This is a genomic window from Nitratireductor lacus (assembly GCF_056431025.1).
On the sequence record NZ_JBWKMB010000016.1, the window covers coordinates 32,282 to 46,012 of the forward strand.

General features: G+C 61.3%; 13 protein-coding genes. 2 read left to right on the forward strand and 11 right to left on the reverse strand.

The window, feature by feature from the left end; genetic code table 11:
• Positions 1–89: 89 nt before the first annotated feature.
• Positions 90–1,136, reverse strand: a complete 1,047-nt coding sequence (locus tag AC07E3_RS14620) for an autoinducer 2 ABC transporter substrate-binding protein (RefSeq protein WP_065817861.1) — start codon at positions 1,134–1,136, stop codon at positions 90–92.
• A gap of 223 nt (positions 1,137–1,359) precedes the next feature.
• Between AC07E3_RS14620 and AC07E3_RS14625 the strand changes: the two genes are divergently transcribed.
• Positions 1,360–2,076, forward strand: a complete 717-nt coding sequence (locus AC07E3_RS14625; protein WP_322340695.1) for a DeoR/GlpR family DNA-binding transcription regulator — start codon at positions 1,360–1,362, stop codon at positions 2,074–2,076.
• A 36-nt stretch (positions 2,077–2,112) separates the two neighbouring features.
• Here the strand turns inward: AC07E3_RS14625 and AC07E3_RS14630 are convergent, their stop codons facing one another.
• The 10 genes from AC07E3_RS14630 to AC07E3_RS14675 all read right to left on the reverse strand — a co-directional run bounded on the left by AC07E3_RS14630 (position 2,113) and on the right by AC07E3_RS14675 (position 12,445).
• Complete coding sequence (locus AC07E3_RS14630) at positions 2,113–3,201, reverse strand: ABC transporter ATP-binding protein (protein ID WP_478362906.1); 1,089 nt, start codon at positions 3,199–3,201, stop codon at positions 2,113–2,115.
• Positions 3,202–3,203: 2 nt separating this feature from the next.
• Positions 3,204–3,989: an ABC transporter permease gene (locus AC07E3_RS14635; protein ID WP_007010292.1), complete on the reverse strand. Its 786-nt coding sequence runs from the start codon at positions 3,987–3,989 to the stop codon at positions 3,204–3,206.
• Positions 3,986–4,912: an ABC transporter permease gene (locus AC07E3_RS14640; RefSeq protein ID WP_478362908.1), complete on the reverse strand. Its 927-nt coding sequence runs from the start codon at positions 4,910–4,912 to the stop codon at positions 3,986–3,988. The genes AC07E3_RS14635 and AC07E3_RS14640 overlap by 4 nt, the downstream gene beginning before the upstream one ends.
• A 174-nt stretch (positions 4,913–5,086) precedes the next feature.
• Positions 5,087–6,196, reverse strand: coding sequence for an ABC transporter substrate-binding protein (locus AC07E3_RS14645; RefSeq protein WP_478362910.1), 1,110 nt, complete (start codon positions 6,194–6,196; stop codon positions 5,087–5,089).
• A 90-nt stretch (positions 6,197–6,286) separates the two neighbouring features.
• Positions 6,287–7,378 (reverse strand): NAD/NADP octopine/nopaline dehydrogenase family protein, encoded by a 1,092-nt coding sequence (locus tag AC07E3_RS14650; protein ID WP_478363038.1) that lies wholly within the window; start codon positions 7,376–7,378, stop codon positions 6,287–6,289.
• 41 nt (positions 7,379–7,419) lie between these two features.
• Positions 7,420–7,995: a peroxidase-related enzyme gene (locus AC07E3_RS14655; protein ID WP_336071233.1), complete on the reverse strand. Its 576-nt coding sequence runs from the start codon at positions 7,993–7,995 to the stop codon at positions 7,420–7,422.
• The gene (locus tag AC07E3_RS14660; protein WP_478362912.1) at positions 7,992–8,498 is read right to left on the reverse strand and encodes a CMD domain-containing protein; all 507 of its coding nucleotides are present in this window, start codon (positions 8,496–8,498) and stop codon (positions 7,992–7,994) included. The genes AC07E3_RS14655 and AC07E3_RS14660 overlap by 4 nt, the downstream gene beginning before the upstream one ends.
• A gap of 8 nt (positions 8,499–8,506) precedes the next feature.
• Entirely contained in the window at positions 8,507–10,018 is a 1,512-nt protein-coding gene (locus tag AC07E3_RS14665; RefSeq protein ID WP_336071231.1) for an NAD(P)/FAD-dependent oxidoreductase, read from the reverse strand.
• On the reverse strand, positions 10,015–10,992 hold the full coding sequence (locus tag AC07E3_RS14670; protein ID WP_336071230.1) for a LysR family transcriptional regulator: 978 nt from the start codon (positions 10,990–10,992) through the stop codon (positions 10,015–10,017). The genes AC07E3_RS14665 and AC07E3_RS14670 overlap by 4 nt, the downstream gene beginning before the upstream one ends.
• A gap of 112 nt (positions 10,993–11,104) precedes the next feature.
• Positions 11,105–12,445, reverse strand: a complete 1,341-nt coding sequence (locus AC07E3_RS14675; RefSeq protein ID WP_065817853.1) for a sodium-dependent transporter — start codon at positions 12,443–12,445, stop codon at positions 11,105–11,107.
• Between the two features lie 494 nt (positions 12,446–12,939).
• Between AC07E3_RS14675 and scpB the strand changes: the two genes are divergently transcribed.
• On the forward strand, positions 12,940–13,602 hold the full coding sequence (scpB, locus tag AC07E3_RS14680) for an SMC-Scp complex subunit ScpB (RefSeq protein WP_478362915.1): 663 nt from the start codon (positions 12,940–12,942) through the stop codon (positions 13,600–13,602).
• Positions 13,603–13,731 lie beyond the last annotated feature (129 nt).

The following is a 13,731-nucleotide window of genomic DNA, read 5'->3' on the forward strand; positions in this document are numbered from 1 at the left end:
AGGCTGAATGGGAAGGCCTGTTCAGGCAGGGATGAATGGCCAGTGATCCAGCGCCGGCGCACGCGAAAGTGCGCCGGCGCTTTTCAGGATCAGAAGTCGTATTTGTCCATGTTGTCGGCGGTGACGCCGACCCAGCCGGCTCCGTAGAGCAGGTTCGGACGATCTTCATTCGGCGTGATCAGCGACTCGTAGCCGTTGAGGCCGAGATTGAGCTCTGCCTTGATCTGGTCGCCCTTGCCCTCAAGCGCGGCGATGGCGAGCATGTTCATGGCGTAGCCGGCAACGGCCGGATCCCAGAACTGGATGTACTGGATGTCGCCATTGGCGAGATATTCGCCCGCGACGGAGGGGAGGCCAGTGCCGGCAAAGAAGACCTTGTCCTTCAGGCCGCCTTCGGCGATCAGGCGACCGGCGCCGGCCGAGGTCGGCATCGGAGCGCCGAGAATGCCGGTGATGTCCGGATAGGTGGTCATCGCCTCTTTGAGCTTGGTGTAGTCGGTGGCTGCGTCGTCATAGGTTTCGAGACGGTCGCCGACCATTTCCATGTCCGGGAAGTGCTCTTTCTGATAGGCGACGGCGCCGTCCACCCATTCCATCTGGCTCTTGGAGGTCAGCGAGCCGACGGTGGCGACATATTTGCCCTTGCCGCCCGTGTACTTGCCGAGCTCCTTCATAAGGTTGGCACCGTAGGCGAGGTTGTCGAAGGCCTCGAGATCGTAATCGGTGTTTTCGAGGTTCGAGGCCTCGTGCGAAATGACGACGATACCGCGGTCACGCGCCTTCTTGAGCACCGGCTCGACGGCTTCCACCGAAAAAGGAACGACGGCGATGGCATCGACGCCCTGGGCGATGAGGTTTTCGATGATCTGCACCTGAGCGGCGGCATCAGCCTGGCTCGGGCCGACCATCCAGACATCGTGTCCGGTGTCGGCCTTGAACTGCTCGACACCGTCGCGCATGCGGTCGAACCAGGCGATGCCGTCGACCTTCACGACTGTGGCAATTGTGTATTTCTTGTCGTCTTTCGTGGCGATCAGCTCATTGTTGAGCTTGGATGTATCCACGATCTGTTCCGCGAGCGCGGACGTGCCCAAAAGGGACAGGGCTAAAGAAGCTGCGGTGAGCAGAGCTTTCATTGACGGATCCTCCTCCTTGGTTCCGGTAATGCGCAGGAAATTTGCGCATCGGGAACACATATTGAACGAATTAACTCAATATCTTGCGGCAATATTGATCAATTCGGTTCAATATGATCATATCCGATCATAACCTGCAACCCTCTGCAAGCGAATGATCACACTTGCGGATACCCGCCCAGGCGATGGAGTATCGCTCAAACTCAATGGCCAGGAGAATCATGTGGCGAGACCATCCGGACGAGCGGCGCGGATTGAGGCGCTCAAGAAGCTCTGCGCGTCAGGGACCATACTGCACATCGCCGAGGCGGCGCAGGCGCTGAACACATCCGAGATAACGATCCGGCGCGATCTGGGGGATGGCGATAATGGCATTCTGTGCCTGGGCGGTTACATTATGTCTGCCAATGAGAATGGCGAACGCTATTCGCTGTCTCATGCTCAGGGGACGAACACGCAGGCCAAGACGCAGGTGGCGCGCCGCGCGGCAGCTCTGGTTGAACCGGAGGATACGATCTTCGTGGACTGCGGATCGACGCTGCAGTATTTGGCTGCCAATCTTCCGCAGAACGCGAATGTCACGGTGGTGACGCAGGCGATGAACATCGCCGAAATCATATCGCGGCTGGAAGGGGTGAATCTCATACTGCTTGCCGGCATCTATCATCCCGAAAGCGGAAGTTTTAGCTCAGACACCGCACTCAGGATGCTGCAGGAGATCAACATCACCAAGGGCTTTTTCTCCGCCGCCGGTATCCATGAAAGCGAAGGCGTGACCTGCTTTCACTTTCACGAGGTTGCCGTCAAACGCGCGGCGATGGCGCGGTCGCAGCGGAGGTTTCTGGTCTCCGATGCATCCAAATGGGGAAGGCTGCGTCCTGCGACCTTCGCCCAGCTCGATGAATTCGAGACCTGGATCGGCCAGCCCGAGGCCGGGTGAAGGGCACCGTGCCATCACGACGCCCCACGCCCGCACTCAGTCGCGCAGCACCGTGAGCCGCTCCGGCTCCCAGCTGATCCATAGCTGATCATTGGCGATTTCGGCAGCATTGCCGGCGTCCATATAGGCGCGGATGATGCTGTCTTCGCGCTCGCCGACGCGGATGTCCAGCGAGGTGCGGCTGCCTTTGAAGAGCTTGCTGACCACCTTGCCTTCGACGGCATTCTGATTTGCCGGCTTCTTGTTGTGGCAGGTCACGTTTTCCAGCCTCAGCGAGGCGGTAACGTTATCGCCCGCGGCGGGCCGGTGACCATGGCCCGAACCGCGGATGGAAAGGCCATTCCAGTCGAGAACGACAGCGTTCTCCTCCACGCCGCGCACGGTGCCGTTGATCAGGTTCGTCTCGCCGATGAACTCGGCCACGAAACGGCTCTCGGGACGGAAGTAGAGGTCTTCAGGCGTGCCGGACTGCTCGACGCGGCCGGCATTCATGACCACGATGCGATCGGACATGGTGAGCGCTTCTTCCTGGTCGTGGGTGACGAAGAAGAAGGTCTTGCCGGTGCGCTTCTGGATGTCTTTCAGTTCGATCTGCACCTGACCGCGCAGCTTGGCATCGAGCGCGCCGAGTGGCTCGTCCAAGAGCAGGAGTTTCGGGTCGGGAGCAAGCGCGCGGGCAAGCGCGACGCGCTGGCGCTGGCCGCCGGAGAGCTGGTCCGGCGTGCGGTCGCGGAAGCCGGAAAGCTGCAGGAAGTCGAGCAGCTCCGCCATGCGGCGTTCGATCTCTGGGCGCGATTTGCCCTTGAGTTCGAGCCCGAAGGAGACGTTCTGGCCCACGGTCATGTGCGGGAAGAGCGCATAGTCCTGAAACACCATGTTGACGTCGCGCCGGTTGGGGGGCTGGCTTGTCACATCGACGCCATCGAGCACGATCCGGCCCTCGGAGGGGTTTTCGAAGCCCCCCAGCATGCGCAGGGTCGTCGACTTGCCGCAGCCGGAGGGGCCGAGGAAGGTCACGAATTCGCCGGCCATGATTTTCATGTCCAGTTGATCCACCGCGACGACATTGCCGAAGCGCTTGGTGACGTTGTCGATATGGACGATGGTGTCCTTTTCGCCGGTCATGGTCAGGAACCTTTGTTCAGGCGCCGCATGGAACGCTCGGCCCACAGGCCGAGGATCGCGGTCATGATGAGAACGATGGTGGAAATGGCGTTGATCTCGGGCGACATGCCCGAACGCAGTTTGGCGAAGATCAGCACCGGAAGCGTCGGCTGGTAGCCGCCGAGGAAGAAGGCGCGCACGAAATCGTCAAAGGACAGGAGCATGCAGAAGATGCCGGCTCCGATCAGCGCGGGCTTCAGATAGGGCAGCGTGACGCGGAAGAAGGCGACAATGCTGTCGGCTCCGAGATCGCGCGCGGCCTCGATATGGCTTTTCGGCTGGGTCGAAAGGCGTGCCATCACCACCAGAGCGACAAAGGGCACATTGTGCACCGTGTGGCCGAGAATGATGGCGAACATGCCCGGCTCGATGTCGATCAGGCGGGCGAAGATGCGCAGCGCGATGGCCGAGATGATGCCGGGGATGACCGCCGGCAGGCAGGCGAGCGCAAAGATGATCGCCTTGCCCCGGAACTGGTTGGGGCCAAGGAACACGGCCACCCAGGTGCCGATGATCAAGGACAGGATCGTGGTCGCAATGGCGATGGTCATCGAATAGCCGAAGACCGACAGGACCTGCGTGTCCTGTATGACGGCGGCGTACCAGTCGAGTGTCCAGGAGCGGATCGGGAAACCGATGAACTTCGAATCCTTGAAGCCCATTGTCACCATGAGCGCCAGCGGCACGAAGAGATAGACGATGAAGGCCCAGTAGATGACCGACATCAGAATGCGTGTGTTGCGGGTCATCGCATCATCCCCTTTCCGTCACGGCCCATCAGCTTGAGGAAGAGGCCGGTCACGCCGAGCGTTGCGATCAGCATGATCGAGGAGAAGGCCGCGCCCATGGGCCATTGATCGCCCGCGACGTGGAAGAAACCGGCAATGGTTTCCGCAAAGACGGTCGAGCGTGGCCCGCCGAGCAGCACCGGTGTCGCGTAATAGCCGGTCGAAATCAGGAAGACGAGGGTGCAGCCTGACGCGATGCCTTCCCTGGAAAGCGGCAGCGTGATGCGGCGGAAGCGCGTCCACGCACCGGCACCGAGATCGGCTGCGGCTTCGAGATAATTGTCTGGCAGCTTTTCCAGTGCCGAGTAGAGCGGCAGAAGCATGTAAAGCGCGGTCAGGTAGATGATGCCGACGCCGAGCGAGAAGCCCGTATACATGAACGGTATGGGGCGATCGATGAGACCGAGCGACTTGAGCGCCAGATTGACCGCGCCGTTGTTGCCGAGCAGGATCATGATCGCGTAGGTGCGCACGATCTCGCCCACCCAGAACGGGATGAGCAGGAGCAGCAGGAACAGAAGCTGGTTCTTGCGGCTTACATGCTTGGCCAGAAAATAGGCCACCGGATAGGTGATGAGCAGCGTGATCGCGGTGAAGATGAACGAGAAGGCAAGCGTGCGGAAGAACGGGATGATGAACACCCGGTCCTGAAAGAACGCTGCCCAGTTCGCGAGCGTGAACTGCGGCTCATGACCCACTTTCGGCGGATAGGAGTCCAGAAATCCGATCCAGAACATCTCGACGATGGGGCCGAGATTGGCAAAGAATATCCAGAAGAGGGGCAGGCTCGCCAGAATCCAGAACTGGCGGCGCTGCGACTTGAACAGCGTGTTGGCGACGGCCTGATAAGCGCCGTTCTGCAGCAGTGCTCCCCAAAAGGTCATCCTGCCATCCGGCGCGGTCGACTTTCGAAGGTCTGCCCTGTCGGTATCTGCGTGGGCCATTGAGACGGTTGCTCGTGTTTTTCATTGCGTGCTGTCCGGGGTTTGATGAACCCGGCGGCACGACGAAGGTTTAAGACCTGCCGGGCGGGGGCTGCCCGCCCGGCGTTTTGGCCATCAGGCGGCTTTGATCTGCTCCACGGCCGGGTCAACGAGCTTGTATTTCATGTCGTTGGCCTCGGCGCGGAAGAACTGCAGACCTGCCAGTTCCTCCTCGGTGAAGGACGATGCCTTTTTCTCGATGTCCGAGAGATACTGATCGGCGCCCTTGTAGGTGGAGATGAAGCCTGACGACTTGGTCATCTCAGCGCCCACTTCGGGGTTGGCCAGCAGCGCATCGAGAAGCGCATAGGCATTGTCGGAATTGGGAGCATTGTTGGCGACGTTCAGCGTGTAAACGAAGCCATAGGTGCCTTCCTTCGGAATGGTCATGTCGACCGGGAAGCCATCGGTGATGAGCTTGGCGATCGGGCCGTTCCAGGCGTGAGCAAGGACGATGTCCTGATTGATGAACATCTGCTGCACTTCCGCGCCTGCGTCGTAATATTTGCGCACGAGCGGCTTCTTCTCGATCAGGAAGTCGCGTGCTTCCGCAACGATCTCCGCAGCCTTCTCCGGATCGTCCATATAGGCAACCATGTTGCCGTCATAGCCTTTGTAGAGCATGACGACGGACATCATGTCCTGGATGGTGTAGGCCGTCTGGCCGCTGTACTTGTCCGAGAAGAGAACGTCCCAGCTCTTCACTTCGTCTTCGCTGACGACTTCGGTGTTGTAGGCGAGGATTTCGGCACCCGACAGGATCGGCGCGCCCCATTTGTTGCCGTCGATTGTGGCCCAGTCGCTTTCCGAATAGATCGGATTGATGTTGCCCCAGTTCTTGAGGCGATCCGTGTCGAGCGGAGCCAGCAGATCCGAAGAGATGAACTGAAGGAAACGGTGGCCGGCGACGGTGACGATGTCGGCCGTCGGGTTCGGTGCTTCGGCGGCGAGCAGGTTGAACTGCTTGCCCTGGTCGTCCACGAGGCGGATCTGGATCTCGATGCCCGTGTCCTTCTCGAACTCGGCCTTGAAATCATCGGGGATGAAGTTGGCGTAGGTCCACACATTGACGACGCCCGAGGCGCGCGCTGCGGTGGAGCGGAGATAGGCGGGGGCAGCGACAAGGGCGGCGCCGGCGGCGCTGCTCTTGATGAATTGCCTGCGGTTGGTGATGAATTTGGTCATCGTTCTAACCCTCTTTCGGTTGTTGTCTGTTCGTCGCGTTCTGCGCAGTTCTGTCGGAGCTCTTTCCGGCTCCTGTTGTTGCCCTGCTTTTTATGCGGGTACCGTTTGTGAGCGATAGCCCTCTCGGCACAGGGTCTTAAGGTCATCGAGCGCCATACTGTCCAGTGCAAGCGCGCCCAGAAGTTCGTTCTCGGCAAAGAAATCGCGTCCGTACATGGCCGAGAAAATCTCCACGCCGGATCGGTGCAGACTGGCGTCACATCCCGTCATTTCGCCCAGCTTCACCGTCATCAGCAGGCCGTAGGGCGCGTCTTCGGTCACGTAGCGGCTGTCTGCCGTTGCCGGACCCGTACCGCCGCGGCCTTCCTCATGCATTTTCTGGTTCATGGCCGAGACGGTGTCCTGCGGCACATGGAAAGACAGGTGGAAATGCTCGAAGATGGTGCGCACGGAAAGGCCAAGCGCCTCGGCGATGGCCAGCCGCTCACGGTCGAGCGCTTCGAGAAGCCGCCCCACATTGGGCGTGACGTTGAAACCCTGGCTCCAGGTTTCGCCATGCTCCATGCGGGTCATGTTGCAAAGGGCGATGCCCATATGGTTTTGCGGGTTGAGATTGCTCAGTGCAATGGCAAGCAGCCCGTCGCGCTCCACGAAACGGTCGCCGAAGAGGCGCTGGCAAAGCTCCAGACCTTCGCTCGCCCGGCTTTCAGGAACCGTGCAGAGATCGATCTTGCTGCGCACCGTGTTGACGCTGGCTTCCACGAGGCTTGGCTGGCGGCCTGTGGTGGCGGTGGTGCCCCATGCGACGATGGGGACAGTGACCCCGCGCGCGGCCAGAAGCTTTGACAGGTAGAGCGCGCCGAAGGAGGCGTGCGAGGAAATGATCACCGCCTGATCGGCGCGGATATGGGGTGCGATTGCATCGAAGACGTGTTTGTGCCCGTAGCCGGGCAGCGCGATCAGGATCACGTCTGCATCGGCCACCAGCGCCTCGGCCGACGGCGCAACGCCAGGATGGAACGTTCCCTCGACGGCACCGGTGGCGATCAGGGGTTCGCCCGCTGCCAGTCTCTTTGTGCGTTCGCCCGAGGGCGACCAGAGAACCGGGCTGTGGCCCGACTGTTCGAGAAAGGCCGCGGCACCGAAGGCGATGGCTCCGGCCCCGGCAATGCCCACACGCAGTTTGCTTTCCACTTTACTCAAAACATCAGCCCCAAAAAATTTTACTCGACCACCGGATCGCCCAGCGTGTGCATCAGCCGGTTTGCCCAGCCGAACAGCGACGCGGACAGAATGAGATCGAGAATCTCGTCGTCCTTGAGCCCGGCGTCGCGCAGCGCCTGCATGTCTTCTTCGGTCGCCTCGCTGGGCGCCCTGGACAGCTTTGCCGCAAACAGAAAGATCGCCTTCTGGCGTTCGTCAAGGTCGGCCTTCTCGCCATCGGCGAAGATGGCCTGCATCGCCTGCTCGTCCTTGGTGAGCTGGTTGTACCGGCTCGCGTGGACGGCGGCGCAATAGACGCAGCGATTGACCACCGAGGCGCCAACGGCGCTCAGTTCGCGCTCTGCCCGGCCCATGCCGCCGCGATTATACATGATTGCGTTGAAAAGCGGGGTGCGGACTTTCAGCGTCTCGACGTCATTGGCCAGCACCAGAACATAGTCGGACACCTTCGTGTTGGAAGGCGTGACCTTCAGCGCGTCGAGCTGTTCGGGCGTGGCCTCGTCCAGCTTGATGGGCTGAACACGCGGGCGCCAGCCGGGGATCTTCGTGGTGAACTCGTGGATGATCGTGCTCATGCTGTCGCCCTCATCAGCTTGAGGCCGGCGATCACGCGGATCTGATAGGCCAGGAATGCGTTCAGTTCGGAAAGCCGGACGATGTCGGCGTCGGAAATGCCGGCGCTCTTCAGTGCTTCGATGTCTTCCGGTGTCGTGTCGCGCGGATGCGTGGAAACGAGATCGGTGTAGGCGAGAAGGGCGGCCCGGCGGGCATCCCCTTCGCCGTCATGGGCCGGATCGGCCATGGCCGCGACCGCTTCGTCAGCACCAGCTTCTTCGAGCAATGCCATGTAGTGTGCAGCAAGGGCATCATCTTCATTGAGCCGGGCGACGCGCGCGGCCAGCGCTGCGCGTTCTCCATGGGAGAGGCCGCCTGGGTCACCGGGTTTCAGGGCGGCATCATGGGTTGCCTGCGTCATGGCCATGATGTCGGCGCGGCCTTCGAGCGCTTCGCGGACGGAGCCGCTTGCGCCGATCCCGGCCTGTGTGATGACGATGTCGTTGGGCGAAAGTTCGCTCATGACGGTGTTCAGCCTCCAGTCTGATAGGTCGGTTCGCGCTCGCCCCTGGCTGCGCAGTCTTCAAGCTCGGTTTCGGTCCATTCGTCGCCGAGCAGTTCGGGCTTTTCGTAGTCGAGCATCGCCCGCCAGTGGGTCTCGACGTCTTCGCCGTAAAGCGTTGCGGCGATGGAATAGGCGAGCCAGCGGGCACCGTCGCTGATGCCGGGAATGTCGCCGGAAACCTTACCGAGGCTCGCGGAAGCACCGTAGTTGAAACAGTAGATGCTGGAGAGCCACGGGGCGGCACCGGGCGTGCGCTCGCGGAAAGAGAAGTCGGCGTTCAGGTAGGGGAAGTTGGCCAGTTCGCGGCTTTCCTCGCCGGCCGGCGGCGTGTAGCGGTCGCGCCAAAGCAGGATCTCGCCAGCGGCGTCTCCGAGCTCGGCGCGGGCCAGGGGATCGACGGTGAAACCGGTGCCGAGGATGAGGTAGTCGGTGCGAACGGTCTTGCCGGCGGTGGTTTCGATGACCACCTCGTCGCCGTCGTTCCAGACGCGGGCTATGCCCTGCCCGAAATGGAAGAAGGCATTCTCATGCCGGCTGACGCGCATGGTCGAACCGCGCGGCGAAGGCGTCTGCGTGGCGAAGGAGTACTGCATGAAGCGCCAGCGCCATTCGTCCGGCAGTGCCGCATAGCCCGATGTGAAGCCAAAGGAGCCGATGCCCATCATCTTGTTGATTGTGGGCATTTCGCGGCGGCGGATGAGGTGGCGCACTTCCCTTGCGCCGGCTTCCAGCGCTTCGGCCGAATTGTCGACCGCCGAGGCACCGACGCCGATTACGACGACGCGCTTGCCCTTGAGCGAAGGGAAATCGATGTCTTCGGAGGAGTGGGCCCAGAGATGTTTCGGCAGACCGGAAACGAAATCGGGAATGTTGGGGTGGCCGGTGCCGTCGCGGCCCGTTGCCATGACGAATTTGCGGGTGAGGACGGAGCTTTCCTTTGCGCCCGCGCCGCGCAGCTCCAGCCGCAGGAATTCACCCTCCGGCGTGACACTGGTCACCTCCACCTCGTTCTCGACGGGGAGATCGAGAACGTTGCGGTACCAGATGAGATACTCCATCCACATGGGGCGGGGGATCTTGTCGAGCCGTTCCCAGGCCGCGGCGCCATGCTGCGCCTCGTACCACGCGCGGAAGGTCAGCGCCCCCATGCCATAGGCCGGGCCGGGCAGTGTCTTGGGCGAGCGAAGGGTTTCCATGCGGGCATAGGTCAGCCACGGACCTTCGAGCCCTTCAGGGTTTCGGTCGAAAATGCGCATGTTGCGGATGCCGCTGGTGCGAAGCGCGAAGCTTGCAACGAGGCCGCACATGCCGCCGCCGATGACCACCACATCGTGAATCTTTTCGCCCCTGCCGCTCTGCTTCTCGGGCACCCAGTTGGGCGATGGAAGGTTGAGGCAATCGAGATCGAAGCGGATGCGCTTTGCCAGGGCATCCAGACTGTTCGCGGCTCCGGGCGTGGTGTGGGGCTGACTGGTCATTCTGATCCTCGGTGGGGGACCGGACTGTCTGAAGCATGCCGGTCTATGGTCTGCGCACTGCGTGCGGGGTCGAGTATCTGCAGGTCGGGAATGAGACGGAGCGCTTCGGCTTCGACGGCTTCGATCATCTGGGTGACGAGAGGGCGAAGGGGGCGTGATGACGCGGTGACGGCGCCCCAGTAAAACGGGACGGCAACATCGATCGGCCGTATCACCACGCCGGGCAGTTGGACACCGTATGCGCTGACCGGGTCGATGATGGAAACGACGCCGGTTTTCTGCACAAGACGGAGTGCGGAATAGGACACATTGGTGCGGATCAGCGGACCCGGTGTGACGCCGCGGGCTTCCATCGTCTGCGAAACCTGTCGCTGGAAGCGGCCCGGATCGAGCATGGTCACGAACCTGCGACCAGCAAAGGCCGAAAGCGGCACCACGTCATGGTCGGCTAGCGGGTCGCCTTCGGGCAGGGCGGCAACGTCGTTGGCGCAATAAAGGCGCACGACCTCCAGACCGGGCACATCCAGCGGCATGCTGGAAAAGCCAAGCTCTGCACCGCCGGAGCCCACTTCCTGGGCAACCCGGTTGGGCAGATATTGTGCGATCTGGATTTCAGGCGGCAGTTTTTCGACGGCGAACCGGGAAAGCGCGGCGGGGATGACGCCGGTTGCGATGGCGGATGTCGCCGCCACCTGAAGCGTGCGGCCCCGGCCGGTGGCAATGGCACGCGCGCGGGCTGCCAGTCCCGTCAGCGAATTCAGGACACGGCGGGCTTCTTCTTCGAAGGCGATGCCCTCATCGGACAGCATGACCCGCCTGCCGGCGCGCTGGAGAAGCGAAAAGCCGAGTTTTGCCTCAAGTTCCTGGATGGTGCGGGTGACGGAGGGCTGAGAACGTTCCAGCAGCACCGCCGCTTTGGTGATGCTTCCTGTTTCGGCAACAGCCAGAAAAGTCTGAAGGTCCCGCGTCTCCATCCTTTATATGCTATATGAATGATTTCAAATAATCTATCCAAAATTGACATATATCAATGCGCACCCGAAAAATGCCGGCGCGCAGAGTGGCGGAGCCCTTCGTCCCCCGGCTTCAGATGAAGCCGAGGCCATTGATGAGGATCAGCAGGATCGCCACGGGCGCGACATAACGGATAATGAACCGCCACGCTCCGACCAGAGCGGGGGCCAGAGTGGAGCCGTCGACAAACTCTTCTTCGCCCCTGTGCTTCAGAACCCACCCCAGGAACAGGGCGACCAGCAGCCCGCCGAGCGGCAGCGTGATGTTGTTGGTGAGATAGTCCAGCGCATCGAAGAGCACTTTGCCACCGATGGTGAAACCGGACATCACGCCGAGGCTGAGAGAGGCGGGCACGGCAAGTGCAAAGGTGGCAATGCCGGCTGTGACGGCCACTTTCTTCCGGTTCGCGCTGCCTTCGTCCATGAAATAGGCGATGACCACCTCCAAAAGGGCGACCGCGCTTGTCAGCGCGGCGATGGCCAGCAGAAAGAAGAAAAGGGCGGCGAAAAGAAAGCCGAACGGCATCTGCGCGAAGATCGAGGGCAGGGTGATGAAGGTGAGGCCCGGCCCGGCGGTCGGGGCGGCACCGAAGGCAAAGACCGCCGGCAGGATTACCAGCCCCGACAGCACGGCGACGAGTGCGTCCAGAACCGTAACGGCGAGGGCCGAACCGGCAATGTCGTCATGGCGCTGCATGTAGGAGCCATAGGTGATCATCGCGCCCATGCCGAGCGAGAGGGAGAAGAAGGCCTGCCCAAGGGCAGCCAGCAGGGTCTCCCACGTCACTTTCGAGAAATCGGGCTCCAGAAAGAACGCGATGCCTTCGACGGCACCGTCCAGGGTGACCGAGCGCGCGACCAGAACCAGGAGAATGACGAACAGCGCCGGCATGAGGATGCGCGCCGCACGCTCGATGCCGCTGGCGACACCGCCAAGCGCGACAAAGACGGTGAGCCCGATGAAAAGTGCGGTGTATAAGACCGGCTCGAGCGGATCGGTGATGAAGGCATCGAACACGCCGCCGATGTCTTCCGGATTTGCCGTCAGCACCGAGCCGGTGATCGACTTGATCATGTAGGCGACGGTCCATCCGGCGATCACGCAGTAGAACGACAGGATCACGAACGCGGTGAGAATGCTCATATACCCGACAATCGGCCAGGCGCCGCCGGCGAGTTTTCTGAACGCGCCTGCGGGATCGAGCTGCGTTGAGCGGCCGATGATCAGCTCCGCGACAAGAACCGAGACGCCAATCGAAAAGACGATGCCGAGATAGATCAGGAGAAACGCCCCGCCGCCGTTCTCCCCCGTGACATAGGGAAAGCGCCAGACATTGCCCAGGCCGACAGCCGAGCCGGCGGCAGCCAGAATGAACCCCATTCTCGAGGTCCAGTGTTCGCGAGTTCGATTCATGATTTCAAAATCTGCTATCTGGAGGAAACGTGTTTGCCTGAACGGAAATGACTCCGGTTTTCGTTCAGCCCGGCCAGTTCGGGAGCCTCAAGGGCGCCTTTTGGGGGTGCATTCTGTGCCGCCGACCGAAGCCGGCGCGATGCGGTCCGGTGGCGTGTAGGATCATTCACGCCGAACTGCAAAATCAATTTGGTCATCGCGTGGCAACATTTGATGATCCGAAAATGGACGGTTCTGCTTCATGCGCTTTCTGCCATCGCTGCCGCATTTGCGCTGCACACCGAAAACCTGTCGATGGGGCAGTGTTGCGGAAGCTCTTTCGTTGAAAGAGCGGGCGGGGTTCATCAAGGTGGAGACATGATTCGATCTGCGCCACAACGAGCCAGAGGGCGTAACGGTCCACCATGTGGCAGCGCGATGTGCGCAGGATGTTTCCTTTGTCTGGCATCGGACGCCCGACAAGAAACAGTCGCTGCCGATACGGAATCTGAGAGATGAGCCCGCAAGCCAGCCGGCATAAGAATGACGTGGACGCGGACAATCCCCTGTTCGATCGGGAACTGGAGCATCTGCCGCCGGCCCTGCGCTGGCGCGAATGGATGGCGCGTGTGGAAGCGGTGATCTTCGCGGCGTCAGAGCCGGTCAGCCGCGAGACACTGGTTCGGGTTGTGGGACGCGACTGCAATCTCGATCTGATCGTCGATGACATTCGCGCAGAACTTGCAGACCGGCCTTATGAACTGGTGCGTGTGGCGGGTGGCTGGCAGCACAGGACCCGTCCGTCACTTGCCGAGGCGATACGAACGGCATTCGGCATTGTCGACGCCGGGGAAAGTCTGAGCGATGCCGAGGCGCTGGTGCTGATGACCATTGGCTATTTTCAGCCGATCACGCGCGCCGAGCTGTCGAGGTTTTTTGCCCGCGAGATCTCGCGCGATGTGATCGGCAAGCTGCGCCGTTCCGGGTTCATCACCTCCGGTCCGCGCAGCCCGCAGCCGGGCGCGCCCTATACCTATGTGACGACATCGGCCTTTCTTGCCCATTTCGGGTTCGAGACGCTTCGAGATCTTCCTGATTTCGAGAAGCTGGAGGATGCCGGCCTCCTCAACAAGGAGCGGCTTCTTGAAGATATTCCAGGCGCCATCGAGCGCTGGTAGATTCGCATTAATTTATTGAAATATAATAATTTTTGCGAATGCACTCCGAGTGCGCCCGCTGTTGGCCGGGTGACGTAACTCCACACGCCGAGCACCAATCCGACGTGAGAGCGATTGACTGAGATGCCA

Bases quoted from the DNA above. Each gene is read 5' to 3' on its own strand.
- AC07E3_RS14670 (WP_336071230.1), bottom strand. From the start codon at position 10,992: ATGGAGACGCGGGACCTTCAGACTTTTCTGGCTGTTGCCGAAACAGGA.
- AC07E3_RS14645 (WP_478362910.1), bottom strand. From the start codon at position 6,196: ATGACCAAATTCATCACCAACCGCAGGCAATTCATCAAGAGCAGCGCC.
- AC07E3_RS14660 (WP_478362912.1), bottom strand. From the start codon at position 8,498: ATGAGCGAACTTTCGCCCAACGACATCGTCATCACACAGGCCGGGATC.
- AC07E3_RS14635 (WP_007010292.1), bottom strand. From the start codon at position 3,989: ATGACCCGCAACACACGCATTCTGATGTCGGTCATCTACTGGGCCTTC.
- AC07E3_RS14665 (WP_336071231.1), bottom strand. From the start codon at position 10,018: ATGACCAGTCAGCCCCACACCACGCCCGGAGCCGCGAACAGTCTGGAT.
- AC07E3_RS14640 (WP_478362908.1), bottom strand. From the start codon at position 4,912: ATGACCTTTTGGGGAGCACTGCTGCAGAACGGCGCTTATCAGGCCGTC.
- AC07E3_RS14675 (WP_065817853.1), bottom strand. From the start codon at position 12,445: ATGAATCGAACTCGCGAACACTGGACCTCGAGAATGGGGTTCATTCTG.
- AC07E3_RS14630 (WP_478362906.1), bottom strand. From the start codon at position 3,201: ATGACCGGCGAAAAGGACACCATCGTCCATATCGACAACGTCACCAAG.
- AC07E3_RS14655 (WP_336071233.1), bottom strand. From the start codon at position 7,995: ATGAGCACGATCATCCACGAGTTCACCACGAAGATCCCCGGCTGGCGC.
- AC07E3_RS14620 (WP_065817861.1), bottom strand. From the start codon at position 1,136: ATGAAAGCTCTGCTCACCGCAGCTTCTTTAGCCCTGTCCCTTTTGGGC.
- scpB (WP_478362915.1), top strand. From the start codon at position 12,940: ATGAGCCCGCAAGCCAGCCGGCATAAGAATGACGTGGACGCGGACAAT.